Origin of the sequence: Streptomyces sp. CA-251247 (assembly GCF_050952975.1) — a bacterium.
Classification (GTDB): domain Bacteria; phylum Actinomycetota; class Actinomycetes; order Streptomycetales; family Streptomycetaceae; genus Streptomyces; species Streptomyces achmelvichensis.
Genome location: NZ_CP191861.1, coordinates 2432361 through 2456689, shown reverse-complemented (window position 1 = coordinate 2456689; position 24329 = coordinate 2432361). Strand labels below are relative to the sequence as shown.

The 24329-nt window shown below is 70.6% G+C and carries 24 protein-coding genes; 15 read left to right on the top strand and 9 right to left on the bottom strand.

All coding sequences use genetic code 11. The features are described from left to right. Window positions 1–86 precede the first annotated feature (86 nt). Window positions 87–1121: an MBL fold metallo-hydrolase gene (locus ACQPWZ_RS10840; protein WP_433571210.1), complete on the bottom strand. Its 1035-nt coding sequence runs from the start codon at window positions 1119–1121 to the stop codon at window positions 87–89. A 236-nt stretch (window positions 1122–1357) separates the two neighbouring features. Between ACQPWZ_RS10840 and ACQPWZ_RS10835 the strand changes: the two genes are divergently transcribed. Together ACQPWZ_RS10835 and ACQPWZ_RS10830 are read left to right on the top strand one after the other, a co-directional pair. Next, complete coding sequence (locus ACQPWZ_RS10835; RefSeq protein WP_405569223.1) at window positions 1358–2818, top strand: aldehyde dehydrogenase; 1461 nt, start codon at window positions 1358–1360, stop codon at window positions 2816–2818. Beyond that, entirely contained in the window at window positions 2818–3051 is a 234-nt protein-coding gene (locus ACQPWZ_RS10830) for a ferredoxin (RefSeq protein WP_356703599.1), read from the top strand. Before ACQPWZ_RS10835 ends, ACQPWZ_RS10830 begins: the two co-directional genes overlap by 1 nt. A gap of 51 nt (window positions 3052–3102) precedes the next feature. Here the strand turns inward: ACQPWZ_RS10830 and ACQPWZ_RS10825 are convergent, their stop codons facing one another. Further along, complete coding sequence (locus ACQPWZ_RS10825) at window positions 3103–3723, bottom strand: TetR family transcriptional regulator (RefSeq protein WP_313946617.1); 621 nt, start codon at window positions 3721–3723, stop codon at window positions 3103–3105. A 198-nt stretch (window positions 3724–3921) separates the two neighbouring features. On the opposite strand from ACQPWZ_RS10825, the gene ACQPWZ_RS10820 reads away from it, so the two are divergent. Genes ACQPWZ_RS10820 through ACQPWZ_RS10810 form a run of 3 tightly spaced genes read left to right on the top strand, consistent with a single transcriptional unit; the run spans window position 3922 to window position 7096 of the window. Continuing rightward, window positions 3922–5277 carry a glycosyltransferase family 4 protein gene (locus ACQPWZ_RS10820; protein ID WP_340472843.1) on the top strand — a complete coding sequence of 452 codons (1356 nt, stop codon included), beginning with the start codon at window positions 3922–3924 and terminating at the stop codon, window positions 5275–5277. Next, window positions 5271–6002: a class I SAM-dependent methyltransferase gene (locus ACQPWZ_RS10815; RefSeq protein ID WP_340472842.1), complete on the top strand. Its 732-nt coding sequence runs from the start codon at window positions 5271–5273 to the stop codon at window positions 6000–6002. Before ACQPWZ_RS10820 ends, ACQPWZ_RS10815 begins: the two co-directional genes overlap by 7 nt. Beyond that, a complete protein-coding gene (locus ACQPWZ_RS10810) occupies window positions 5999–7096 on the top strand; it encodes a prenyltransferase/squalene oxidase repeat-containing protein (protein WP_356703598.1) in 1098 nt (365 codons plus the stop codon). Before ACQPWZ_RS10815 ends, ACQPWZ_RS10810 begins: the two co-directional genes overlap by 4 nt. A gap of 215 nt (window positions 7097–7311) precedes the next feature. Here the strand turns inward: ACQPWZ_RS10810 and ACQPWZ_RS10805 are convergent, their stop codons facing one another. From ACQPWZ_RS10805 to ACQPWZ_RS10785, 5 genes are all read right to left on the bottom strand, one after another. After that, a complete protein-coding gene (locus ACQPWZ_RS10805) occupies window positions 7312–7605 on the bottom strand; it encodes a hypothetical protein (RefSeq protein ID WP_313946621.1) in 294 nt (97 codons plus the stop codon). 90 nt (window positions 7606–7695) lie between these two features. Then, entirely contained in the window at window positions 7696–8706 is a 1011-nt protein-coding gene (locus ACQPWZ_RS10800; protein ID WP_405569214.1) for an LLM class F420-dependent oxidoreductase, read from the bottom strand. Window positions 8707–8817: 111 nt separating this feature from the next. Next, entirely contained in the window at window positions 8818–9657 is an 840-nt protein-coding gene (locus ACQPWZ_RS10795; RefSeq protein WP_356703596.1) for a hypothetical protein, read from the bottom strand. 149 nt (window positions 9658–9806) lie between these two features. Next, a complete protein-coding gene (locus ACQPWZ_RS10790) occupies window positions 9807–10766 on the bottom strand; it encodes an N-acetylmuramoyl-L-alanine amidase (protein WP_405569210.1) in 960 nt (319 codons plus the stop codon). Between the two features lie 23 nt (window positions 10767–10789). Continuing rightward, window positions 10790–11434, bottom strand: a complete 645-nt coding sequence (locus ACQPWZ_RS10785; RefSeq protein WP_433571209.1) for a class I SAM-dependent methyltransferase — start codon at window positions 11432–11434, stop codon at window positions 10790–10792. Between the two features lie 457 nt (window positions 11435–11891). Between ACQPWZ_RS10785 and ACQPWZ_RS10780 the strand changes: the two genes are divergently transcribed. From ACQPWZ_RS10780 to ACQPWZ_RS10740, 9 genes are all read left to right on the top strand, one after another. Further along, window positions 11892–12302: a WXG100 family type VII secretion target gene (locus ACQPWZ_RS10780; RefSeq protein ID WP_433573802.1), complete on the top strand. Its 411-nt coding sequence runs from the start codon at window positions 11892–11894 to the stop codon at window positions 12300–12302. Between the two features lie 14 nt (window positions 12303–12316). Then, on the top strand, window positions 12317–12622 hold the full coding sequence (locus ACQPWZ_RS10775; RefSeq protein ID WP_433571208.1) for a WXG100 family type VII secretion target: 306 nt from the start codon (window positions 12317–12319) through the stop codon (window positions 12620–12622). Next, window positions 12622–14325 (top strand): RNase A-like domain-containing protein, encoded by a 1704-nt coding sequence (locus ACQPWZ_RS10770; RefSeq protein WP_433571207.1) that lies wholly within the window; start codon window positions 12622–12624, stop codon window positions 14323–14325. The genes ACQPWZ_RS10775 and ACQPWZ_RS10770 overlap by 1 nt, the downstream gene beginning before the upstream one ends. 11 nt (window positions 14326–14336) lie before the next feature. After that, complete coding sequence (locus ACQPWZ_RS10765) at window positions 14337–14906, top strand: hypothetical protein (RefSeq protein WP_433571206.1); 570 nt, start codon at window positions 14337–14339, stop codon at window positions 14904–14906. Window positions 14907–14930: 24 nt separating this feature from the next. Next, the gene (locus ACQPWZ_RS10760; protein WP_433571205.1) at window positions 14931–15230 is read left to right on the top strand and encodes an RNase A-like domain-containing protein; all 300 of its coding nucleotides are present in this window, start codon (window positions 14931–14933) and stop codon (window positions 15228–15230) included. A 12-nt stretch (window positions 15231–15242) separates the two neighbouring features. Then, window positions 15243–15935, top strand: a complete 693-nt coding sequence (locus ACQPWZ_RS10755; RefSeq protein WP_433571204.1) for a contact-dependent growth inhibition system immunity protein — start codon at window positions 15243–15245, stop codon at window positions 15933–15935. A 94-nt stretch (window positions 15936–16029) separates the two neighbouring features. Then, a complete protein-coding gene (locus ACQPWZ_RS10750) occupies window positions 16030–18195 on the top strand; it encodes an acyl-CoA dehydrogenase (RefSeq protein WP_433571203.1) in 2166 nt (721 codons plus the stop codon). Window positions 18196–18206: 11 nt separating this feature from the next. Continuing rightward, on the top strand, window positions 18207–19397 hold the full coding sequence (locus ACQPWZ_RS10745) for a lipid-transfer protein (RefSeq protein ID WP_340472834.1): 1191 nt from the start codon (window positions 18207–18209) through the stop codon (window positions 19395–19397). Window positions 19398–19563: 166 nt separating this feature from the next. Continuing rightward, complete coding sequence (locus tag ACQPWZ_RS10740; protein ID WP_383238642.1) at window positions 19564–20991, top strand: MFS transporter; 1428 nt, start codon at window positions 19564–19566, stop codon at window positions 20989–20991. A gap of 52 nt (window positions 20992–21043) precedes the next feature. Here the strand turns inward: ACQPWZ_RS10740 and ACQPWZ_RS10735 are convergent, their stop codons facing one another. Then, window positions 21044–21676 carry a response regulator gene (locus ACQPWZ_RS10735; RefSeq protein WP_405575837.1) on the bottom strand — a complete coding sequence of 211 codons (633 nt, stop codon included), beginning with the start codon at window positions 21674–21676 and terminating at the stop codon, window positions 21044–21046. A gap of 106 nt (window positions 21677–21782) precedes the next feature. After that, window positions 21783–22982, bottom strand: coding sequence for a sensor histidine kinase (locus ACQPWZ_RS10730; protein ID WP_405569203.1), 1200 nt, complete (start codon window positions 22980–22982; stop codon window positions 21783–21785). 480 nt (window positions 22983–23462) lie between these two features. On the opposite strand from ACQPWZ_RS10730, the gene ACQPWZ_RS10725 reads away from it, so the two are divergent. Then, a complete protein-coding gene (locus ACQPWZ_RS10725) occupies window positions 23463–24326 on the top strand; it encodes a MaoC/PaaZ C-terminal domain-containing protein (protein WP_433571202.1) in 864 nt (287 codons plus the stop codon). The last annotated feature ends 3 nt before the right edge of the window (window positions 24327–24329 follow it).

Here is a 24329-nt window from a genome sequence, read left to right as displayed (position 1 = left end):
GGGGCGGGTCTCTCCGGAACGAGCGGCCGGTCCGCGGGAAGGGGCAGCGGGATGAGCCGGCGGTCCGCCGGGGGACGGGCGGCCGGTCAGAGAGCGACGTACGTCGTGGGCGTACCGGACAGCACCTCCGCGCGCCCGAGCTTGACCAGTCTGCGCAGATGCGCCTCGGCCTCCGAGACGGCGATGTTCCGCGAGCCGTAGGGGATCTCCTCCCACGGCCGGTTCCACTCCATCCGCTCGGCGGTCTGCCACGGCGTGAGCGGCTGGGCCAGCAGGTCGAGCAGCCCGGTGAGGCGTTCCTCGTGATGGCCGAGCAACTCCCGCACGCGGCCGGGGGCGTCGGCGAACGCGTGCTGGTGCGCCGGCAGCACCTCGGCGGGCGCGAGCCGGCCGATGCGCTCCAGGGAGTCGAGGTAGTCGCCCAGCGGGTCGGTGACGGTGGCGTCGTCGGGGTCCTCGTAGAGACCGATGTGCGGGGTGATCCCGGGCAGCAGATGGTCCCCGGAGAACAGCCGCCCGTGTCCCGGCAGCCCGGCAGGGTGGTCCTCCTCCAGATGCAGACAGACATGGCCGGGTGTGTGTCCGGGTGTCCAGATCGCCCGCAGGTGCCGGTCCTCGAGGTTCAGCAGCTCGCCCGGAACGATCTCCCGGTCGGGCAGTGCGGCCCGCAGCCCCGGCAGCGTCCGCATCCGCCCCTGCTCCCTCGCGGCCCGCAGGGGCGCGACGTGCTCGTCCGGCGCACCGGCCCGGCAGAGCTTGTCGGCGAGACAGTCGAGCCACCGCGCGGGCTCGGCCTCCCGGGTCCGGCGTACGACGTCCGCGTCCGCCGCGTGCATCGCGATCCAGGCCCCGGACGCCTCGCGGACCTGTCCGGAGAGGCCGTGGTGATCGGGGTGGTGGTGGGTGACGACCACCCCGTGGATGTCGCCGATCCGCACCCCGAGCGAGTCCAGCCCCGCTGCGAGGGCGTCCCAGGAGGAGGGGTCGTCCCACCCGGTGTCGACGAGGACGGGCCCGCGGCCGGTGTCGAGGAGATGGACGAGTGTGTGCCCGAGAGGGTTGTCCGGGATGGGCACCTCGATGGACCAGACGCCGCCGCGGTGGTCGATCACCTGGGGCATGGGGGCCTCGTCTCTGTCCGGCGGCAGGGCCACGCCCTCTCACTATAACTAGAACGGGTTCCAATGGTCGCCCAAGTCGACGGTTTCCCGCGGGGTTGGGGGCGCGTCTACCCCGGGATCGAGGGTGTCCTGCCGCCGAAGGGCTTCTTCGTCATCGCCATTGCTCCCCATAACTAGAACTGATATCAGTTCTGAAACAGTGTCAGAAACAGCCCGGGTGCCAGGAGGCAGCAGCCATGACCGAGCTCGTGGAACACGGAAAGCTGTTCATCGGCGGCGAGTTGGCCGACCCTGCCGGAGGCGGGACCATCGAGGTCGTCTCACCCCACACCGAGCAGGTCATCGGCCGCGTCCCGCACGCCTCGCGCGCCGACGTCGACCGCGCCGTGGCCGTCGCGCGCAAGGCCTTCGACGAGGGCCCCTGGCCGCGGGCGACGCTGGAGGAGCGCATCGCCGTCGTGAGCCGGATCAAGGATGCGATCGCCGTACGGCACGAGGAGATCGCCCGCTCCATCAGCTCGCAGAACGGCTCCCCGTACTCCTGGAGCGTCCTCGCCCAGGCGCTCGGCGCCATGATGGTCTGGGACTCGGCGATCGCCGTCGCGAGGGACTTCCCCTACGAGGAGACACGGGCCGGAGCTCTCGGGCCGATCCTCGTGACGCGCGAGCCCGTCGGCGTGGTGGCGGCCGTCGTGCCGTGGAACGTCCCGCAGTTCACCGCCGCCGCCAAGCTGGGCCCGGCGCTGCTCGCCGGATGCACCGTCGTGCTCAAGCCGTCTCCCGAGTCGCCGCTCGACTCCTACATCCTCGCCGAGATGGCCCAGGAGGCCGGCCTGCCGGAGGGCGTGCTGTCGATCCTGCCCGCCGACCGCGAGGTCAGTGAGTACCTGGTCGGGCACCCCGGCATCGACAAGGTCTCCTTCACCGGATCCGTCGCGGCCGGCAAGCGCGTCATGGAGGTCGCGGCACGTCATCTCACCCGCGTCACCCTGGAGCTCGGCGGCAAGTCGGCGGCCGTGATCCTCCCCGACGCCGACCTCGACACCACGATCGCCGGGATCGTGCCCGCCGCCTGGATGAACAACGGCCAGGCCTGCGTGGCCCAGACCCGCATCCTCGCGCCGCGCAGCCGCTACGACGAGATCGCCGAGGCGCTCACGGCCGCGGCCGCCGCGCTGGTGGTCGGCGACCCCCTCGACCCGGCCACCCAGGTCGGCCCGCTGGTCGCCCGGCGCCAGCAGCAGCGCTCCCTCGACTACATCCGGATCGGCCAGGAGGAAGGCGCCAAGATCCTCACCGGTGGCGGCCGCCCGGCGGCGCAGGAGAAGGGCTGGTACGTGGAGCCGACGCTGTTCGGCGGCGTCGACAACTCCATGCGGATCGCCCGCGAAGAGATCTTCGGCCCGGTGATCTGCCTGCTGCCCTACGGCGACGAGACGGAGGCGGCGAAGATCGCCAACGACTCCGACTACGGGCTGAGCGGCAGCGTGTGGACGTCCGACGTCGCACGCGGCATCGACTTCGCCCGCCAGGTCAGGACGGGCACGTACAACGTCAACACCTTCAGCCTCGACATGCTCGGCCCGTTCGGCGGCTACAAGGACTCGGGCGTGGGCCGGGAGTTCGGCCCCGAGGGGCTCAGCGAGTACCTGGAGCACAAGATGATCCACCTGCCGGCCGGGCACGGGGGCATCTGATGGGGGACCGCTGGCACGTCGAGGTCGACCGGGGCGTCTGCATCGGCTCGGGCCTGTGCGTCGGCAACGCCCCGGAGGGCTTCCGCCTCGACTCGGCGCGTCAGTCGCACGCCCAGGACTCCGACACCGACGCGAACGAGCGGATCCTGGCGGCCGCCGAGTGCTGCCCGGTCGAGGCGATCGCGATCACGCTCCTGGACAGCGGGGAGCCGGTCTTCCCTCCGGAGGACTAGCCAGCGCGGCCGGGCCCGCCGGCGGGGTCCTCGGCCGGCCGCCCCGCGTGATCAGTGACCGCGCCGCGGGTCCGTCAGGTCGATCAGTCTGCACACCGTCTCGATGTCGATCTTGACCTGGGCGATCGAGGCCCGGCCCGACAGCCAGGTGATCAGTGCCGAGTGCCAGGTGTGCTCGATCACCCGGACCGCCGAGAGCTGCTCCGGGGTCGGGTTCTCGAGGCCCATCGCGTCCAGGATGATCGCCGTCGTCTGGCGCGAGACCGTGTCGACCTCGGGGCTGACGCTGCGGTCCGCGAAGGTCAGCGCCCGCACCATCGCGTCCGCGAGGTGCGGCTCGCGCTGGAGGGCGCGGAAGGCCCGCATCAGGGTCTCCGCGACCCGGTCGGCGGCGTTCTCGCCGGCCGGCGGGCGTTTGCGCAGCGTCGTGTGCATGTGCTGGAGCTGGTCCTGCATCGTGGCGACCAGCAGATGGATCTTGGAGGGGAAGTAGCGGTACAGCGTGCCGAGAGCCACCCCCGCGGCCTCGGCGACCTCGCGCATCTGCACCGCGTCGAAGCCGCCACGGCTGGCGAGCTGGGCGCTGGCGTGCAGGATGCGACGGCGGCGCGCCTCCTGGCGCTCCGTCAGGGGAGGCGACGCCGGCCCCGCCGGCTTGGCTTCGGCTGTCATAGGTCCCGTTCCACGCGCGACTCCGGACCGCACAGCATGGCAGCGGTCCCGTCGTGGCGCGAATCACCTGATCCGGCTCTTACGGCGGTACTACCAGCCGGTAGATTCGAAGCTCCTCGAACGATCAAGTCTGAAACTTGTTCTAGATTAGCGCGAGCGGTTACGCTCCGGCGAAAACGCATGAGAAGGGGGCCGTGAGTGACCGCTGAGGCCATCGAGGCCGGCCCTCGTCCAGGGCCGTCCGGCGGCGGTGACACACCGCTGCGCATCGCGCTCCTCACCTACAAGGGCAACCCCTTCTGCGGCGGCCAGGGCGTCTATGTGCGCCACCTCTCGCGCGAGCTCGCCCGTCTCGGGCACAGCGTCGAGGTGATCGGTGCCCAGCCCTACCCCGTGCTCGACGAGGGCGTGCCGCTCACCGAGCTCCCGAGTCTCGACCTGTACCGCAGCCCGGACCCGTTCCGTACGCCCCGCCGCGGCGAGTACCGCGACTGGATCGACGCCCTCGAGGTCGCCACCATGTGGACCGGCGGCTTCCCCGAACCGCTCACCTTCTCGCTGCGCGCCCGCCGTCATCTGCTCGCGCGCCGGGGCGAGTTCGACGTCGTGCACGACAACCAGACGCTCGGCTACGGGCTGCTGGGGGACCTCGGCGCACCGCTCGTCACCACCATCCACCACCCGATCACGGTGGACCGGCAGCTGGAGCTGGACGCCGCGGACGGCCGCCGGCGGCGTCTCTCCGTACGCCGCTGGTACGGCTTCACCCGCATGCAGAAGCGCGTCGCGCGCCGGCTGCCGTCCGTCCTCACCGTCTCCGGCACCTCGCAGCAGGAGATCGTCGAGCACCTCGGCGTGCGCCGTGACCGCATCGAGGTCGTCCACATCGGCGCCGACACCGACCTTTTCTCGCCGAATCCCGCCGTGGCCGAGGTGCCCGGGCGCATCGTGACCACCTCCAGCGCCGACGTACCCCTCAAGGGCCTCGTCCACCTGGTGGAGGCGCTGGCCAAGCTCCGTACCGAGCACCCCGCGGCCCATCTCGTGGTCGTCGGCAAGCGCGCCGAGGACGGGCCGGTCGCCCAGCTGATCGAGCGGTACGGACTCCAGGACGCCGTGGAGTTCGTCAAGGGCATCACGGACGCCGAACTCGTCGACCTCGTGCGCAGCGCGCAGGTCGCCTGTGTGCCGTCGCTGTACGAGGGCTTCTCACTGCCCGCCGCCGAGGCGATGGCCACCGGGACACCGCTGGTCGCCACCACGGGCGGTGCGATCCCCGAGGTCGCGGGCCCCGACGGCGAGAGCTGTCTCGCGGTGCCGCCCGGCGACGCGGGCGCGCTGGCGGCGGCGCTGGGCAGGCTGCTCGGCGACCCCGAGCTGAGAGCGCGTCTCGGTGCCGGCGGCCGGGCGCGGGTGCTGTCCCGTTTCACCTGGGCCAGAGCGGCACAGGGCACGGCCGAGCGCTACCGCGAGGCCATCGCCATGGGCCGTTCCACGGCCAAGGAACCAGGCCGCCCCGCGGCCCCAGTGGTGGGGAGCAACCACTCATGCTGACCGTCGACTTCTCCCGCTTCCCGCTCGCCGCGGGCGACCGGGTCCTGGACCTCGGATGCGGTGCCGGCCGGCATGCGTTCGAGTGCTACCGGCGGGGCGCGCAGGTCGTGGCGCTCGACCAGAACGGCGAGGAGATCCGCGAGGTCGCCAAGTGGTTCGCCGCCATGAAGGAGGCCGGCGAGGCCCCTCAGGGCGCGACGGCCACCGCCATGGAGGGCGACGCGCTCAACCTCCCCTTTCCCGACGAGTCGTTCGACGTCGTGATCATCTCCGAGGTGATGGAGCACATCCCCGACGACAAGGGCGTGCTCGCGGAGATGGTGCGGGTGCTCAAGCCCGGCGGACGCATCGCGATCACGGTTCCGCGCTACGGCCCCGAGAAGATCTGCTGGGCCCTCAGCGACGCCTACCACGAGGTCGAGGGCGGGCACATCCGCATCTACCGGGCCGACGAACTGCTCGACAGGATCAGGGAGGCCGGGCTCGTGCCGTACGGCACCCACCACGCGCACGCCCTGCACAGCCCCTACTGGTGGCTCAAGTGCGCGTTCGGCGTCGACAACGACAAGGCCCTGCCGGTCAAGGCGTACCACCAGCTGCTCGTCTGGGACATCATGAAGAAGCCGCTGGCCACCCGGCTCGCCGAACAGGCGCTGAACCCGCTGATCGGCAAGAGTTTCGTGGCCTACGCGACCAAGCCGCACCACCCGGAGGTCGGGGCGTGACTGTGCCCAGGCGCAGCCACGGCCGTACCGAACACCTGATCCTGCCCGGGGTGCTCACCGCCGAACAGGCCGCCGAGACCGTTGCCGGGATCGTCGCCGTGCAGCGCGAGGACGGGGCGATTCCCTGGTTCCGCGGGCACCACCTGGACCCGTGGGACCACACCGAGGCCGCGATGGCGCTGGACGCGGCGGGCGAGCACGAGGCCGCCTTGCTCGCCTACGACTGGCTGCTGCGGCACCAGAACGAGGACGGCTCCTGGTACGCGGCGTACCACGACGGGGACGCGTCCTTGGCGACCGACCGCGGCCGGGAGACCAACTTCGTCGCCTACGTCGCCGTCGGCGTCTGGCACCACTTCCTGGCCACCGGCGACGAGGCGTTCCTCGACCGGATGTGGCCGTGCGTCCAGGCGGCGATCGAGTTCGTCCTGCGACTCCAGCAGCCCGGCGGGCAGATCGGCTGGAAGCGCGAGGCCGCCGAGGAGGGCGGCGCGGCGGTCACCGACGCGCTGCTGACCGGCAGTTCGTCCGTGCACCACGCACTGCGCTGCGCCCTGGCGATCGCCGAGGAGCGCGAGGAGCCGCAGCCGGACTGGGAGCTGGCGGCGGGCGCCCTGGCGCACGCCATCCGCTGTCACCCCGAGCGCTTCCTCGACAAGAGCCACTACTCGATGGACTGGTACTACCCCGTGCTCGGCGGCGCGCTGACCGGACTGGAGGCGTCGGAGCGCATCGAGAAGCACTGGGACGACTTCGTCGTACCGGGTCTCGGTGTGCGCTGTGTGCTGCCGAACCCGTGGGTGACCGGCGGCGAGAGCTGCGAACTCGCCCTGGCCCTGTGGGTCATGGGCGAGTCCGACCGTGCGCTGGAGATCCTTCAGGCCATCGGCCATCTGCGGGCCGAGGGCGGTATGTACTGGACGGGGTACGTCTTCGAGGGCAGCCCGGCCGTGTGGCCGGAGGAACTCACCACCTGGACGGCGGGCTCCCTGCTCCTCGCGGTGGCCGCGCTCGGGGGGGACGAGGCGACCACCGCGGTCTTCGGAGGCGAGCGCCTGCCGCGGGGGCTGGCTCCCGACTGCTGCCCGGCGTAGGGCCTGTTGCCCGGGGCCCTGCGCCGTACGGCGGGGGTGCTAGGTCGTGTCCGCAAAGTCTCGTCTGGTTCGCGACGCCCTGCACGCACCCTCGCCGCGTTGCCGATACGCCCGAGTAGCTCCGCTACGAGGGCGCACCGGCGCCTTGCGATCGCACGCACCGGACGCCGCGACCCCCGCCCTCCGGGCGGACGACGATACTTTGCGGACACTCCCTAGTGGCGGCGCAGCCTGCCGGCCACGGCATGGCCGACGAAGAGGTAGACCACGGCTGCGAGGCCGTATCCGGCGACGACGCGTGCCCACGCCTCGTCGAAGGTGAACAGGTCGTAGGACCAGCCGGCGAGCCAGTGGGCCACGTCCTGGACGAAGTTGACCAGGTCGTTGGCGCGGTTGGCGTCCAGCAGGTACATCAGGATCCACAGGCCCAGGATGAAGGCCATGACATCCGCGACGATCGCTATGACCGTCCCGGCCTGGTTGCTTCCAGTGCGATGACGAGGACTCATAGCCCTCGGATTGCCGCTTGTGCCCGTGTGAAACCCACTGTTCTCGAACACGTGGCGCAGTAGGTCCCCACAGGGCGGCAGAAGCCGTTGCTACAGGGCGAGTTCGGCGAGAACACGCATGGTGTGCGGATCCGGGGCGGTCACGAGCAGATCGGTGACCGGCCCCGACCGCCATGCCTCCAGGCGTTCCGCGATCCGTGCGCGCGGCCCCACGAGCGAGATCTCGTCGGCGAAGGCGTCCGGTACCGCGTGCACCGCCTCCTCGCGCCGTCCCTCCGCGAACAGCCGCTGGACCTCACGGGCCTCCCCCTCGTAGCCCATGCGCGCCATGAGATCGGCGTGGAAGTTGCGGGCCGCGTGGCCCATGCCGCCGATGTAGAAGCCGAGCATCATCTTGACCGGCAGCAGGCCCTCGGCGAGGTCGTCGCAGACCTGCGCGCGCGCCATCGGCGCGATGACGAAGCCGTCGGGCAGGTCCGTGAGCGAGGCCTTGTACACGTCGGTGCGCAGCGGGGACCAGTACAGCGGCAGCCAGCCGTCGGCGATGCGGGTGGTCTGCGCGATGTTCTTCGGCCCCTCGGCCCCGAGCAGCAGGGGCAGCGAGGCGCGCAGCGGATGCGTGATGGGCTTCAGCGGTTTGCCGAGACCGGTGGCGCCGTCGCCGCGGTACGGGTGCGTGTGGAAGCGCCCGTCGAGTTCAACGGGTCCCTCGCGCCGCAGGACCTGGCGGATCACATCGATGTACTCGCGGGTCGCGGTGAGCGGGCTGCTCGGGAACGGGCGGCCGTACCACCCCTCGACGACCTGCGGTCCCGACAGGCCGAGGCCGAGCATCATCCGTCCGCCGGACAGGTGGTCCAGGGTGAGCGCGTGCATCGCGGTCGCGGTGGGGGTGCGGGCGGCCATCTGCGCCACCGCCGTGCCGAGCCGGATGCGCGAGGTGTGCGCGGCGATCCAGGTGAGCGGGGTGAAGGCGTCGGAGCCCCAGGCCTCGGACGTCCACACCGAGTCGTAGCCGAGGCGCTCGGCCTCGCGGGCGAGTTCGAGATGGCCGGGGTCGGGGCCGCGGCCCCAGTAGCCGAGAGCAAGTCCGAGTCGCATGCCAGACACCCTCCGGAGCCTCGTCCCACAACTTCTGACGGTGCGTCAGAATACGCCGACGGCCCCCCGCCCGGGAAGGGCGGGGGGCCGTCGGTCGGGCCAACGGGCGGATCAGCCGCGCTGGATGCCCGAGGTGTCCTGGAGCACGCCGCGGCGGCCGTCCTGCGTCTGGGCGATCAGGCCGGGACCGCGCTGCTCGACCGCGAGGTACCAGGTGCCGGGCGCGAGCTCGGCGATCGGGGTCGGCGAACCGTCCTCGCCGTACAGCGGACGGGCCACCGGCACCGCGAACCAGAACGGCGTGAACTCGGCACCGGACTTCTGCGGCGCGGCCGGACCGGGCTGGGGCTGCCCCGCCTGCGGCTGACCGGGCTGCGGCTGACCGCCGTAGGGCTGCTGGGGCTGACCGGGCTGGCCGGGCTGCACGCCGTACGGCTGCTGCTGGGCGCCCGGGTAGCCGTAACCACCCTGCGGCTGACCGCCGTAGGGGGCGGGGGCGGGACGCGGGGCACCGAGGAGCGGGGCCCGGAAGGCGGGCACGATCAGCGAGCACACGGCGCCGGCCGCGAGAGCGAGAGCGGCGATGAAGCCGAGGATCAGGCCGACGCCCGCGTCCACGCTCTCGCCGAAGTCCAGCGGGCCCGCCGGGTCGAAGATCGCGCCGATCGCGGTCCACGCGGTGAAGACCGCCAGCGCGACGCCGACCTGGCCGAGGTCGAGCCCGATGACCTTCGGCGGCTGGGGCAGCGCGTGCGAGAGAGCGATCAGCGCCGCCGCGATGATGCCGGCCAGGTAGACACCCAGGAGCAGGGTTCCGTTGTCCCAGGCGGTCGGCACGTCGTCACAGTTGTTGCCCGAGCAGTCGAATGTGTCGAGGAACGAGGCGATGAACAGCAACACCGCTGCTCCGATCACCACGCCGTCGCCTCGAGTGAGGGAGCGGATGTTCACGTGAAAAGTCCTTCGTCGGTCGTCTCATCGGGGCGGTCGTCGCTGCCGCCGGTTCGGCGGTGTGCACAACGCGGAGCTCGGGGGTGACTCCCCATCGTAGGGATGAATCTATCGTCTGGCCGATCCGGTCGTCTGCCCGGTATCGGGACTTACCTCGTGAGGTAGCTGCCGATGCCGTCCGCGATTCCCTGCGCCGCCTTCTGACGCCAGCCGGAGCTTGTCAGAAGTGCCGCGTCCTGTGCGTCACGCATATTGCCGCATTCGATGAACACTTTGGGCACGGTGGACAGATTGAGACCGCCGAGATCCTTCCGCACGTCCAACGCCGTACCGTCACCGACATAGTTGGAGGGTGCGCTTCCGGTCGCCCGGACGAACTTCCCGGCGATGCGCTCGCCGAGGTCGCGGGACGGGCCGACGATCGCGGTGGTGTCCGCGCCACCCGCGCTGACCAGGGCGGGAAGGATCACATGGAAGCCGCGGTTGCCCGCGGCCGAGCCGTCGGCGTGGACGGAGACGACCGCGTCCGCCTTCGCCTTGTTGCCGATCCTGGCCCGCTCGTCGACGCAGGGACCGAACGCCCGGTCGTTGTCATGGGTGAATTCGACCGTTGCGCCCTGCTTTTCCAGCAGAGTGCGAAGACGTTGTGAAACATCACGCGTGAATGCGGCTTCGGTGTAGCCGTCATTGGTGGACGTACCCGTTGTGTCGCATTCCTTGCGATTGGTTCCGATGTCCACGAGCTTGTTGATCTCGGACGTGTGCTTGAAGTTGCCGGGATTGTGTCCCGGGTCGACGACGACGACCTTTCCGGCGAGCGGACCGGCCGCACCGCCCTTCGGCGGCGCGGAGGGGGTGGGGGCGGGCGCCGATGTGGTCGGCGGGGTCGGCGAGGGGGTGTCGGAGGCGTCCGGCCCCGGCTTGCCCGCCGTGGTCTGCCCGCTCGGCAGCGGCAGCACCTTCGGCGGCTCGCTGTCGTCCGGACCGCTCATCGCCAGCCAGACCAGCCAGCCCGCCAGGGCGCTCGGCACCAGAGCGGCGATCACGATGGTGAGGGTGCCACGGGCGCGGCGCGGACGCGGGGAGTGCTGGTTCTCGTCGTACGACACGTTCGCGATGCTAGCCGGGCCGGTCAGCTTCCCGGTCCGGTACGCCGCAGGACGCGCAGGGAGTCGGTCACCGAGACCTCGGTGAACGCGCCGGACGCGAGGGCCCGCAGATACACGCGGTACGGGGCCTGGCCGCCGTCCGCGGGGTCCGGGAACACGTCGTGGATCACCAGCAGACCGCCGTCGGCCACATGGGGCGCCCAGCCCTCGTAGTCGCCGCCGGCGTGCTCGTCGGTGTGGCCGCCGTCGATGAAGACGAGGCCGAGCGGGGTGTTCCAGATACGGGCCGCCTGGGGTGAGCGGCCGACGAGGGCGACGACGTGGTCCTCCAGGCCCGCGCGGAAGAGCGTGCGGCGGAAGGCGGGCAGCGTGTCCATCCGCCCCACCTCGGGGTCGACCAGCTCCGGGTCGTGGTACTCCCACCCCGGCTGCTGCTCCTCGCTGCCCCGGTGGTGGTCGACGGTGACCGCTGTCGTGCCGGCCTCACGGGCGACATCGGCGAGCAGGATCGTCGAGCGCCCGCAGTACGTGCCCACCTCCAGGAGCGGCAGGCCGAGTGCGGCGGCCTCGGTCGCGGCCGCGTGCAGCGCGAGGCCCTCGTTCAGGGGCATGAAGCCCGTGGCGGCCTCGAAGGCGGCGAGGGTCTTCGGCGCGGGAGCGGCGGCCATGGGCGGATTCCTCCAGGTCGTACGGGTGTCCGGGGCTGCCCATGGTGCCGTATGTCCTGTCCGGCTGAAACTTGCCGGAGTCGGCGGCAGATCCGCGATTCGCGATCTTGGGTGGTCGGGCACGTGCCGTCCGACTCGCCACAGATTGCATGATGCGGCGGCTCGTCGGACTCCGAAGCGATGCGAGACCGCCTTGCTTGAGGTGTTCGGGCGAGGCCCAGCTGTTCTCCGGAGCCGCCGGCGCGAGCAGGTGCGCAGTACCCAACGTGAGTACCTGGCCCACGGGCAAGAGGCTGACGTCCTCAAGGACGCCCTCACCCAGCCGCTCAGTTGGACTTCACGGGCATCGACGGCAACCGCCTGACACGCCACACGACCAACCGGCGAAGGCTCCTGAACGGTCGAGGTTAGGCTCGCTGAAGTGGCCTGTGAGGTACGGGCGTTGATGTACAGGAGGATGGGCGAGCTGATGAACGGACCTGATCTCCGGGTGACCAATGAGAGATTGACGGACCTCGCCAATGACCTCGACGACATGCAGCAGTACCTGAACAAGCAGGTCAAGCGTATGGACGAGATCGTCGACGTCATCGAGTCAGGCTGGCGCGGTCCCGCGGCCAAGGCCTACCGAGCCCTCCACCGGGGGGCCGCGGAGGATGCTGTACGCATCCGTGAGGTCCTGAAGGTGCTCGAACAGGCAGTTCGTCTGAGCCGGGACGGGTTCACGCAACAGGAGTTGGACACCATGGAGCGCTTTCGGCGGATCCAGACCTCGGTCGATGTGGCCGCGGAGGCGAATGCCCTCTCCACGCCGAACACCGCGGGGCAAGCGCCGTCGAAGCCACAGAGCCCTATCAGCGACTTGTGATATCAGGGGGACATATGTCGTCGGATGACGATCACATAGCCGTCGACTTCGCGACCTTGCGGAATCTTTCCGTCGACCTCAGGGACATACTCCAAAGGCTGAACGAAAAGTTGGACCTACTGTATCCGCGGGTGGAAAAGGTCGTTCTGACCTGGGAAGGCGAGGCGCGACAGGCATTTGTCGACGAGCTCGACAAATGGGATCTGTCCGCGCAGGATCTGGAGGCCGCGCAGGCTTGGCTCCAAGAGGTTGTGGTCAATGGCCACATCAATTACGCGGCAGCGCACCAGGCTGTACTGCGTGGCTGGGGGGCGTCCTGATGGCAGGGCCGCCACCGCCGTCCCCGTCGCAGAGTGGGACCTTCGATATCAAGCCGACGCACGTCTACCACGCCTCCGACCTGGTACGGGACGGCCAGTACGCGCACGACCGGCGAGGGGTGACGCTGGTCGACGCGCTGAACAAGTACACCCAGTCGGCCGGTACCGGCAGCGGCGCGGACTCGTTCGCCGACGCCTATAAGCAGGTGGTGGGGAAGTTCCTGGAAGCCTGGGGAAAGGGAGTGGTGAGCATCGGCGGAGCCGCGGTCGGGCTGACCGTCACCGCGAACAACTACGGCCAGGCGGACTGGGACGCGCGTGGCCGGAAAGGTCAGCAGCCGGTGAGGAAGCCGGAGCCCGTCGTCATCAACAAGACCCCGCCATACGGGCCCGTCAACGACATCAAGTGGACGGGCACCGGCGAGGACGCCGACTCATGGGCGATCTCGGGCGTCATGGGAGAGTTCCCGGACTTCCTGGCGGACGTCATCAGGCCGGCGGTCGAGCACGGACTTCGTCTCGGTAAGGTTCACGAGATCACTCCTGGCGCCAAAGCGGAGGACCTGCGGGGAATGGCCGTGGCATGGCGGGCCGTTGCCCAGGACGCGAGGAAATCTGCCGACGAGTTGACTGATTCCATCGCCTATCTTACGGATCCGCAGGGAAACAGTGAGTGGCAGGGCGCGATGAGAGCCTTCTGTCAGACGATCTGGGGCACCACTGAATGGGGTCGCACCCGCGACGAGGACGGCTTGCGGGCGCCCCGGGGCCGCAGCTGGAAGACCAGCCGCGGAACCGCCCCTGCTGGGCGGCGGCCCATCATCGAAGTGCTGGAAAAGACCGCGAACGCAGTTCAGGAGATTCTCGACCATCTGGCCGATGTTGCTGACAAGACCCGCGGGATGACGACGAAGTACGGCAAGGAGGCTGGTGAGGCGACGTTCAAAGACCTGACGACCGGCCTCGACCTGTGGGAGCTGACCAGGCTCGCGGCGACGATGGCGTTCGCTGAGATCGTCATCACCTTCCGGTCCCACATGGACAAGACCGGGATGAACGCGGAGGTCGAGAACTATCATCGCGAGTTCAACGAAGCCGCCGCGAAGCTGAACAATCTCAAGCCGGAGCTGGATGTGGCCTTGCGTAGCGCGCCAACGTTCCAAGCAGAGCAAGCACGGGCTCAGGCCTTCGGCGCCAGGTCACTCAACGAGTTCAAGAAGGAACATCGTTGGCAGCGTGACGAGAACCAGACTCCGTACGTCTACTCCCTGGACCTGGCGACGAACGAAGAGCTCAGCGGCGGCCACACCATCGACAAGCATGTGGGCAAGACAGACAGCCAGTTGCTCCAGCGCCTGGAGGATCAAGCCAACGGGGCGGGCAGGCCCAGCATTCCTGCGGCGTCGAGCTTCCCGGATCTGGAGTCGGCACAGAGATATACGCAGCACTGCATTCGTTCCAACACTACAAAAATTCAAGACTGGTTGAAGAATCCGCCGCCGTCTCCCCTCACGGACGTTTTTGTGGTCGATTCGGTGCCGAATCTGGGGCCGATGCCGGGACCGCCTGTGACTGGACGGATATCTGGGGTCGTGAACCATCAGCCCACACCAGTCACGGACGCTCACGGGGTGTCCACGCGGCTCAAGTATGACCCGGACCTCGATCCACCTTTCGTCGTCGTGACGTCGATGCCTGCATAGAGGAGTGAATGATGACGGATACTGGTGCGGAGGCGTGGGCAGAGGCGCTCCTGCTCTTCGAGCGCTTTACCTTTGTCGCTGTCTCGCGGCGCGAGCACGAGGAGTGGTGGTATGACGTCGCGTCGATCATGAGGGGTGAAGCGCAGGACCCCCGTGGATGGCAGTCGCTCGACCCGCACGAGGGTCAGGACGAGCGCTGGGAAGACCCGATATTCCCCTTCATGCCTCCTCCGGCAACCGAGACGGACGTGGAACTATGGCGAAAGCGAGTCAAGGAAATCCCACGCACTTCGGTGGAGAGACTGCTGGTCACACTCGCAAGTGCATGGCTGGATGTCACACGAGAATGGGAATTCAGCCGCCGCAGGCCGGAGATGGAGCGGAGAGCCCGTGTCCTTCTTTCGCGCTTTCCGCCGGGAACCCGTTTCTTTGCGAACACCGGATGGGAGAGCGAGAACCCCGACTTTTATGTCTGCGGGGCAACTGGCGTCAACCCGTTCACCCAGTACAACGCGGACGCCGGCCTGATCGCTGTCTCTGATACCGAAGTCGGCCTCGTCTGGTCGTTCGACGCCACCTGAACCGCCCCCCGAACCGAGGACGCCGTGCTCACTCGATCCGCCACCTACCCCGACAGGGAAACCGCTCAATGGGCGACCCAGCAGGTCGTTACCGGCAACGAACAGACCATCCACCGTTGGCTGGCGCAGGGCACCCGACCCCGCCTCGCCATTGAGGCCGCATGGCCGTCCCGTTCCGAGCCGGTCGGCCGGGTACTGCTGCAGGCCATGGCGCTTGCTGGGCGGGAGCCTGTTGACGTGCGGGCCGCGCGGGTGGTGCTCAAGCGCGAGCCGACCAGTCCGCACGGGTTCGTTGTGCACGCCACCTTCCCGATCTACCTGTAGAGGGCAAATGCAGTGTCCATGAAGCCGCTCGAATTCGACCGCCGCTATGGCGAGTTGGACCAAGTGATCAGTGCGTACGTGGGCGAGCCGGCTGATGATGATCCTGACAGGCCGAGCCGCGCTCTTCAGGCGTATCTGCGCCACACCTGGCACTCACGACCCTGGGCCCTGTCCGTCGCGGAGCAGCAGATCCGAGACTATGCGCGCAATCCCCCCGGCCGGTTGCGGCTGCGCCTTGGCGAGTTCTACTCGGTCCCGGATGTCGGCCATCCCGAGTCCGCGATCCAGGTCTGGCTGCTCGTGCTCGCCGACCACATCAAGCGCAGCATTGAGGAAGGGGAGGTCCCACCCCCGTCGGCGACACCCCAGACGCACTGGGAATGGCACGCCCGCTTTCCCGAACTGGCGCAGTTCCTGGGCGGCTGGTTCTCGCAGGACATGCCGGACGAGTTCGCCGACCACGACGCGGCCGTCCAGGACTACGACACGGCGACGGACCGCACCCTCGTTGCGCGCCTCGTCGGCGAACTGCACGAGCTGCTCGCCCTGCGCCTCAAGGAGGCCGATTACGCCTTGGCCGTAGGTGAGCTGGGGATGGAGGTCGATCCGCCGACGCCATACACACCGGGCGCTTGGCTCGCGCTGGTGGCGGACCGGCTCGGCGGCTTCCGGGCGGACTACGGGCAGCCGGGGGTCGATGGCTGAGTGGGTGCCCATAGGGAGTGGTACTTCGCTGGCCGACAGGAACCCCCCGTATCTGACCTACCGTCAGATTGAAACGTGTTCTAGTCTGCCGCTCATGGGCATCGGAATCACGCACGAAGAACGGGAGTTGGCCGCCTCCGTGCGCGGCTGGCTGGCGCGCGCCGTGCCTCCCGGGGAGGTGCGCAAGCTGCTCGACGCGCACTCCGGCGGACTCGGCAGGCCCGGGCACTGGGACGGTGCGGCGGGTCAGGGGCTCCTCGGTGTGCATCTGCCCGAGGAGCACGGCGGTGGCGGCGGCTCCCTCGTCGACCTGGCCGTCGTCCTGGAGGAGACCGGCCGCGGCCTGCTCCCCGGGCCGTTCGTGATGAACGCACTCGCCGCCGAAGTGCTCAGCCGCGCGGGCCGGCACGACCTCGTCCGCGCGCTCGCCGACGGCCGCCGCATCGCCTCCGTCGCTCTCGGCACCGGCACCCTCACCGCCGTCCCGGCAGGCGACGGAGCGCTGCGGCTCGACGGCTGCGCCCCGCCCGTCCTCGCGGGGGCGCAGGCCGATCTCCTGCTGCTCGCCGCGGAGTCGGGGCACGGCACGGTGTGGACGGCGGTGGACGCGCAGGCCCTCGCCGTACGCGCCCACGACAGCGCCGACCCGACACGGCCGACCGCCGAGGTGGCGGCGCACCACGTCCTCGTCCCCGGGCAGCGCGTCCTGGACGTCCCCGGGCCGCTCGTCGGCGACCTGGCGGCCGTGCTGCTCGCGGCCGAGGCCTGCGGAGTGGCCTCCCGCGCCCTGGAGACCGCCACCGAGCACGCAGGCGTGCGCGAACAGTTCGGCCGGCCCATCGGGCAGTTCCAGGGGATCAAGCACCTGTGCGCCGACATGCTCATCCGCCTCGAACAGGCACGGGCCCTCACCTGGGACGCGGCCCGCGCCTCCCGGGACGAGCCCGAGGCACTCGGGCTGGTCGCCGCGCTCGCCGCCGCCACCGCGCTGGACGCCGCGTACACCTGCGCCAAGGACTGCATCCAGATCCTCGGCGGCATCGGCTTCACCTGGGAGCACGACGCGCATCTGTATCTGCGCCGCGCACTCGTGGCACGCCAGCTGCTCGGGCCGGGCGACACCCACCGGCAGCGGGCCGTACGCCTGGCCGCCGGCGGAGTACGGCGCGCACTGCGCCTCGAACTGCCCGGAGAGGCACGGGCCCACCGCGACGACGTACGCGAGGCCGTCGAGGCGGTCCGTGGACTCTCCCCGTCCGCCGCCCGCCGCGCCCTCGCCCCCACCGGCCTCGCCGCCCCGCATCTGCCACCGCCGTACGGACGGGGCGCGGGACCGGTGCAGCAGCTCGCCGTGCAGCAGGAACTGGCCGACGCGGGCGTGGCGATCAGCGGACTGTCCATCGCGGCCTGGGTGGTTCCGTCGCTGATCGCGTACGGCACCGACGCCCAGAAGGAGCGTTATCTGCTGCCGACCCTGCGCGGCGACCTCCGGTGGTGCCAGCTCTTCAGCGAACCGGGTGCCGGATCCGACCTGGCGTCGCTGCGGACGAAGGCCGAGCGGGTCGACGGCGGCTGGCGGATCACCGGCCAGAAGGTGTGGACGAGTGCCGCGGGCCGGGCCGACCACGGCATCCTGCTGGCGCGTACGGACCCCACGGCGCCCAAGCACCGGGGCCTCACCTATTTCGTCGTCGACATGAAGCACACCGACGGCATCGACATCCGGCCGCTGAAGGAGATCACCGGCGACTCCCTCTTCAACGAGGTGTGGTTCGACGGTGCGTTGCTGCCGGACGACGCCGTCGTCGGTGCCGTGGACGACGGCTGGCGGGTCGCGCGCAACACCCTCGGCAACGAACGTGTCCACATGGCGGACCAGCTCACCTTCGGCACCGGCCTCGAAGCCCTGCTGGCCCGCGCATCCGGCCTCGACGACGCGTACCGCGCCCGCGTCGGGGCGCTGGCCGCCGAGGCGCACGCACTCGGCTGCCTCGCCCTGCGGACGACGATGCGGCAGGTGTCCGGACTCGAACCGGGCGCGGGCGCCTCCGTACGCAAACTCGTCCAGACCCTGCACCAGCAGAAGACCGCCGAACTGGCCCTGGAACTCCTCGGACCCGACGGCTCGGTGTGCGAGGGACCGGGGGAGGCGGCGGTGCGCGAACTGCTGATGTCGCGCTGCCTGACCATCGCCGGCGGCACCACACAGGTCCAGCTCAACGTCGTCGCCGAGCGCATTCTCGGCCTTCCCCGGGACTGAAGGAGCACGCTGTGAAGAGCTACATCGTCGGCGTCGGGATGACGAAGTTCGAGAAGCCCGGCACCCGCGCCTGGCAGTACTGGGACATGGCCGAGGAGGCGGGCACCAAGGCCCTCGCCGATGCCCAGGTCGCGTACGAGGATGTCGAACAGGTCCCCGTCGGCCACTGCTTCCAGGCGTCGACGGCCGCCCAGCGCGCGGTCTACGCGATCGGGCTCACCGGCGTCCCCGTCTACAACGTCAACAACAACTGCGCCACCGGCTCCACGGCCCTGATGATGGCGCGGCAGTTCGTCGAGGGCGGTATCAGCGACTGCGTCCTCGCCCTCGGCTTCGAGAAGATGGCCCGCGGCGCGCTCGGGGCCGGGGCGGACGGCGGGGACTTCGCGTCGTCGCCCGTGGCACGGCACTACGGGATCATGGCCGCGGCACACGGCTTCGAGGCGACACCGCCCACCGCGCAGATCTTCGGCAACGCCGCACGGGAACACATGGAGCGCCACGGCACCACCGAGCGGCAGCTCGCGGCCGTCGCCGCCAAGAACCACCGGCACTCCGCCGACAATCCCAACGCCCAGTTCCAGGACGTCTGGTCCGTCGACGAGATCCTCGCCGCGCGCACCGTCCACCGCCCGCTGACCAAGCTCCAGTGCTCACCCACCTCGGACGGCGCGGCAGCGGCGGTGGTCGTCTCCGAGCGGTTCGTCGTCCGGCACGGGCTGCACGCGAGGGCCGTGGAGATCGCGGGTCAGGCCATGACCACCGACACCGAGGAGTCCTTCGCCTCCGGCTCCTGCATCGACGTCGTCGGCACACCGATGTCCCGGGCCGCCGCGCGCCTCGCGTACGAGCGGTCCGGGCTCGGGATCGAGGACGTCGACGTCGTCGAACTGCACGACTGCTTCTCCGTCAACGAACTGCTCACCTACGAGGCGCTCGGCATGTGCCCGGACGGCGAGTCCGGAAAGCTGGTGGAGAGCGGCGCGACCACCCACGGCGGGCAGTGGGTGGTGAATCCGTCCGGCGGGCTGATCTCCAAGGGGCACCCGCTCGGCGCCACCGGTCTCGCCCAGGCCGCCGAGCTGACCTGGCAGTTGCGGGGCGAGGCGGGCGGGCGTCAGGTCGCGGGGGCGCGGGTGGGGCTCGCCCACAACATCGGCCTCGGCGGGGCGGCGGTGGTCACCCTGCTGCGCAAGCCCTAGGGAGTTTCCGCAAAGTATCGTCGTCCGCCCGGAGGGCGTCGCGAACCAGACGGGACTTTGCGGACACGACCTAGTCGCATCGACTGGGGCCTAGGTCTCCCGGCTCCTGGCGCGTACATCTTTATCCGGATGTACGGACCGCACCTTGGCTGAGACCATGACGGCCATGGTCCACGCCCGCTCAGACGCCACCGAATCCCTCATACCCGCGCCCGCCCGGACCGCCCGCACCTGGCTGGTGGTGCTCACGGCGTGTGCCGGGCAGTTCCTCGTCGTGCTCGACGTATCCGTCGTCAACGTCGCGCTGCCTTCGATGCGCGCCGACCTCGGGCTCTCCACCATCGGGCTCCAGTGGGTGCTCAACGCGTACTCCATCGCCTTCGCCGGGTTCATGCTGCTCGGCGGGCGGGCCGCGGACATCTTCGGCCGCAAGCGCACCTTCCTCGTCGGGCTCGGCCTGTTCACCGCCGCGTCCCTCGCGGGCGGGCTCGCCCAGGAGGGCTGGCAGTTGCTCGCCGCCCGGGCGGTGCAGGGTCTGGGCGCGGCCGTGCTCGCGCCGGCGACCCTGACCCTCGTGACGGCCGCCGTGCCGCCGGGCCCCGCCCGCACCCGGGCGATCGGCACCTGGTCGGCGGTGGGAGCCGCGGGTGGCGCCGCCGGCGGTCTCGTCGGGGGAGTCCTCACCGATCTGCTGTCCTGGCGCTGGGTGTTGCTGATCAACGTGCCGGTCGGTGCGCTGGTGCTGCTGGGAGCGGCCGTCTGGCTGACCGAGAGCAGGAACGGCGCGGGCCGCCGCCTCGACCTCCCGGGCGCGGTCCTCGTCACGGGCGGCCTGGCCTCGGTGGCGTACGGCATCGTGCAGACGGAGGAGTCGGGCTGGACCGCTTCCGCCACGCTGCTGCCCCTGCTCGGCGGCCTGGCACTTCTCGGGCTCTTCGTCGCCGTCGAGGCGCGGACCAGGGCGCCGCTGATGCCGCTGAAGGTGTTCCGGTCCCGGGCGGTCTCGGCCGCCAACGTGACCATGATGGTGTGCGGTTCGGCGTCCTTCTCCATGTGGTTCTTCATGACGGTGTACGCGCAGAACGTGCTGGGGTACACGCCGCTCGAAGCGGGCCTCGCGCTGATCCCCAGCTCGGTGAGCGTGATCGTCGGCTCCAAGCTCGCGCCCCGCTTCATGGCGAAGGCGGGAGCCACCAACGTCGCCGTCATCGGTGCGCTGATCGCCGCGACCGGCTTCGGCTGGCAGTCCACGATGACCGCCGACGGCGGCTATCTGACCTCGATCCTCGGACCCGGCATCCTGATGATGACGGGCGTCGGCCTCGCGGCGACCCCGCTCGCCGCCCTGGCCACCGCGGGTGCCGAGCCGGCGGACGCCGGTCTGGTCTCGGGCCTGATCAACACCTCGCGCACGATGGGCGGCGCGCTCGGTCTCGCCGTGCTGTCCACGGTCGCGGCGGCGCGCACCGGGGGAGGCACCGGGCCGAGTGACCTGGCCGCCGGATACGCGCTCGCCTTCCGTACGGGAGCGGGGGTGCTGGTGACCGGAGCGGTGCTGATGCTGCTCCTGCTGCCGCGCCGGGTGGAGCCGTAGAGTCGGCCGTCAACGCCCGCCGGAGTACGAGCAGCCCCGGCACTCGGGGAGTTCACAGCCAGCCCTGCCGGCGTGCCGCCCGCACCGCTTCCATGCGGTTGCGCGTGCCCGTCTTGCCGATCGCGGACGAGAGGTAGTTGCGTACGGTCGACTCCGACAGATGCAGGGTGCCCGCGATATCGGCGACGGTCGCACCGTCCACCGACGCGTTGAGCACGTCCTGCTCCCGCGCGGTGAGCGGATTGGGCCCCGCGCTCAGCGCGGCGGCGGCGAGCACCGGGTCGATGACCCTCTCACCGGTCAGCACCCGGCGGATTGCCGACGCCAGATCCTCCACCGGCCCGTCCTTGACGAGGAAGCCTGCCGCCCCGGCCTCCATCGCCCGGCGCAGATAGCCGGGCCGCGCGAACGTCGTCAGGATCAGCACCCTGCAGTCGGGCACCTCGTCCCGCAGATCCGCCGCCGCGTCGAGGCCGCTGCGCCCGGGCAACTCGATGTCCAGCAGCGCCACATCGGGCCGCCACTCCAGCGCCGCCCGGACGATCTCGTCGCCGCGGCCGACCTGGGCCACCACGTTCAGGTCCGGCTCCATGCCCAGCAGCAGAGCGAGAGCGCCCCGCAGCATGCCCTGGTCCTCGGCGAGAAGCACGCGGACGGACTTGGACGGACGGTGGTCCCGCGGCATCTCTTCCACTCCGTCATCGTATGTCCGACCAGCGCGAAGGCCTCCCGTGCGACGCACCTGGCCCCGGGCGTGGACGTCGTGGCCCCGCCCGTGGACGTGGCCCGGGTCAGAACGCGGGTGCCGGGCTCTCGTCCTGCACCGGGAGCCGGGCGCGGACGCGGAAACCCGCACCGGCCGGGCCCGCCTCCAGGGTGCCGCCCACCGCGGCCAGGCGTTCGCTGAGCCCCCTGAGCCCGGTGCCCTCGGTCTCCGCGAGTGTGTCGACGGGAGCCCCGATGCCGTCGTCGGCGATCGTCAGCTCGACCCGCTCCGTCGCGGTCGTGAGGGTGATCTCGCAGGTGGTCGCGCCGCTGTGGCGTACCGCGTTGGTCACCGCCTCCCGCACCACCCAGCCGAGCAGTGCGGCGGTCTCCGGCTCCGGCGGCGGCCCCGACTGGCGCACCACCGCCTCGACGCCGGCCGCGCTCAGCGCCGAACGGGCCCGGTCCAGTTCGGCTCCGAAGCTGCCCCGGCGGTAGCCCGTCACCGCCTCGCGGATCTCCGTCAGCGCCTGGCGGCCCACCGACTCGATGTCCGAGATCTGCGCCAGCGCCGCGTCCATGTCCCGTGGCCCCAGCCGCCTCGCGGCCTCGGACTTCACCACGATCACCGACAGCGTGTGGCCGAGCAGATCGTGCAGGTCGCGGGAGAAGCGCAGCCGCTCCTTCTCGACGGCGGTGCGGGCCAGTTCCTGCCGGGTGTCACGCAGTTCACGCACCGTTTCGGACAGGGCGAGGATCGCCGCGGTCACCATCCCGGAGATGAGGGTGCCGTACGCGACGCTGATCGCGCCCCAGCCGTCCCGCAGTCCCGCCACCAGACCGGCGGCGACCGTCAGCGCGAGGACCACCACGCCGACCCGGGGACCGCGCATCACGGCGCCCGTCGCCAGGCCCAGGAGCGGGAAGAAGTACAGCCACTCGCCGCCGTATCCCCCCGCCAGGGCGAAGGTGACCGCGGCGAGTGCGAGCAGCAGCAGGCGGGTCGTCGGCGTCTCCCGCGCCCGTCGGTCGAAGGCGCGGAAGACGAGGGCGATGTAGAGCGAGTTGAAGATCAGCACTCCGATGGCGCCGATCCAGGGATTGGGCGTCTCGCCGCGTACGAGATTGGCGATGGCGCCCATCCCCATCAGCAGCCAGGGCAGCATCGTGAATCCGCTCGGCGGACCGATACCGTCCCGCGCCGGTCCGCACCTCTGTGACGGCCGCCGCTTCCCGAGGCCGATCCTGTGGCGTGTGCCGCACCCGCCGTCCGCTGTCTTCGTCATACGGACGACGCTACGGAGGGGACGCGCTTCCCGGCAGACACAGGTGTACGGACCCGGCGGTGACAAATGTCCCGGGCGCGGGCGCGGGCGCGGGCGCGGATGCCGGCCGGGTCGGACCGAGCCCCGACCCGCCGCGACCCGGAACCGCCGCGACCCGGAACCGCCGCGACCCGGAACCGCCGCGACCCGGAACCGGCCCGACCCGGAACCGACCCGATCCGGAGCCGAACGTGCCCGGCGACCGCGCTCGGGTCAGCGCCCCCGTGGCCCCGCACCCATGTCTGACTACCCGTCAATTCCCTGCACCGGTCTGGTGTGCGTGCTCTTCACATGTCCTGTGGCCTGCGTTATACATAGGGGCCACCGGCCCTAGAACGCGTTCTAGAAAGGGCTGCCGGGCCGGTCCCACGCGACCTCGGTGCGGCCGACGGTGCGGACGGCCGTGCCGAGGTCTTCCCCTCCTCAAGGAGCCAGAGCCTCATGCCCATCGATCCCGCAAAGGCCGTCGCCGCGGAGCCCCGCAGCGCGGAGATCAGCTGGGACCGCAAGGACGTCCAGCTCTACCACCTCGGCCTCGGCGCGGGCATTCCCGCGACCGACCCCGCCGAGCTGCGCTACACCCTGGAGTCGAGGCTGCACGTCCTGCCGAGCTTCGCCACCGTCGCGGGCGCGGGCAAGGGCGTCGTCGGCGGGCTCACCGGACCCGGCCTCGACATCGACCTGGCGTCCGTCCTGCACGGCGGACAGACGGTCCGGCTGCACCGGCCGATTCCGCCCGGCGGGACGGCCCTCTCCACGACCCGGGTCGCCGCCGTGTACGACAAGGGCAAGGCCGCGGTCCTCGTCCTGCGCGCCGAGGCGGCCGACGACGACGGCCCGCTGTGGACCAACGACTCGCAGATCTTCGTACGCGGCGAAGGCGGCTTCGGCGGCGACCGAGGACCCTCGTCCCGCACCGAACTCCCCGCGCGCGAACCGGACAAGACCGTGGAGAAGCGGATCCGCGAGGACCAGGCCCTGCTCTACCGCCTGTCCGGCGACCTCAACCCCCTGCACGCGGACCCGGAGTTCGCCGCCCGCGCCGGATTCGACCGTCCCATCCTGCACGGCCTGTGCTCGTACGGCATGACGCTCAAGGCCGTCGTCGACACCCTGCTCGACGGGGACGTGACCCGGGTCCGCTCGTACACCACTCGCTTCGCCGGGATCGTCTTCCCCGGCGAGACCCTGCGCATCAGGATGTGGCGCCGCACCGAGGGCACCGAAGGCATCCGGGTGTCGGTCACGGCCGTCGAGCGCGACGACGCTCCCGTACTGGCCGACACCACCGTCGAGCACGACTGACCG

Coding starts and splice junctions, on each gene's coding strand:
- ACQPWZ_RS10735 (WP_405575837.1), bottom strand. CDS start 21,676: ATGCCGCGGGACCACCGTCCGTCCAAGTCCGTCCGCGTGCTTCTCGCC.
- ACQPWZ_RS10765 (WP_433571206.1), top strand. CDS start 14,337: ATGACGGATACTGGTGCGGAGGCGTGGGCAGAGGCGCTCCTGCTCTTC.
- ACQPWZ_RS10785 (WP_433571209.1), bottom strand. CDS start 11,434: ATGGCCGCCGCTCCCGCGCCGAAGACCCTCGCCGCCTTCGAGGCCGCC.
- ACQPWZ_RS10775 (WP_433571208.1), top strand. CDS start 12,317: ATGTCGTCGGATGACGATCACATAGCCGTCGACTTCGCGACCTTGCGG.
- ACQPWZ_RS10740 (WP_383238642.1), top strand. CDS start 19,564: ATGGTCCACGCCCGCTCAGACGCCACCGAATCCCTCATACCCGCGCCC.
- ACQPWZ_RS10805 (WP_313946621.1), bottom strand. CDS start 7,605: ATGAGTCCTCGTCATCGCACTGGAAGCAACCAGGCCGGGACGGTCATA.
- ACQPWZ_RS10830 (WP_356703599.1), top strand. CDS start 2,818: ATGGGGGACCGCTGGCACGTCGAGGTCGACCGGGGCGTCTGCATCGGC.
- ACQPWZ_RS10800 (WP_405569214.1), bottom strand. CDS start 8,706: ATGCGACTCGGACTTGCTCTCGGCTACTGGGGCCGCGGCCCCGACCCC.
- ACQPWZ_RS10825 (WP_313946617.1), bottom strand. CDS start 3,723: ATGACAGCCGAAGCCAAGCCGGCGGGGCCGGCGTCGCCTCCCCTGACG.
- ACQPWZ_RS10730 (WP_405569203.1), bottom strand. CDS start 22,982: ATGACGAAGACAGCGGACGGCGGGTGCGGCACACGCCACAGGATCGGC.
- ACQPWZ_RS10840 (WP_433571210.1), bottom strand. CDS start 1,121: ATGCCCCAGGTGATCGACCACCGCGGCGGCGTCTGGTCCATCGAGGTG.
- ACQPWZ_RS10835 (WP_405569223.1), top strand. CDS start 1,358: ATGACCGAGCTCGTGGAACACGGAAAGCTGTTCATCGGCGGCGAGTTG.
- ACQPWZ_RS10725 (WP_433571202.1), top strand. CDS start 23,463: ATGCCCATCGATCCCGCAAAGGCCGTCGCCGCGGAGCCCCGCAGCGCG.
- ACQPWZ_RS10770 (WP_433571207.1), top strand. CDS start 12,622: ATGGCAGGGCCGCCACCGCCGTCCCCGTCGCAGAGTGGGACCTTCGAT.
- ACQPWZ_RS10780 (WP_433573802.1), top strand. CDS start 11,892: ATGGGCGAGCTGATGAACGGACCTGATCTCCGGGTGACCAATGAGAGA.
- ACQPWZ_RS10750 (WP_433571203.1), top strand. CDS start 16,030: ATGGGCATCGGAATCACGCACGAAGAACGGGAGTTGGCCGCCTCCGTG.
- ACQPWZ_RS10815 (WP_340472842.1), top strand. CDS start 5,271: ATGCTGACCGTCGACTTCTCCCGCTTCCCGCTCGCCGCGGGCGACCGG.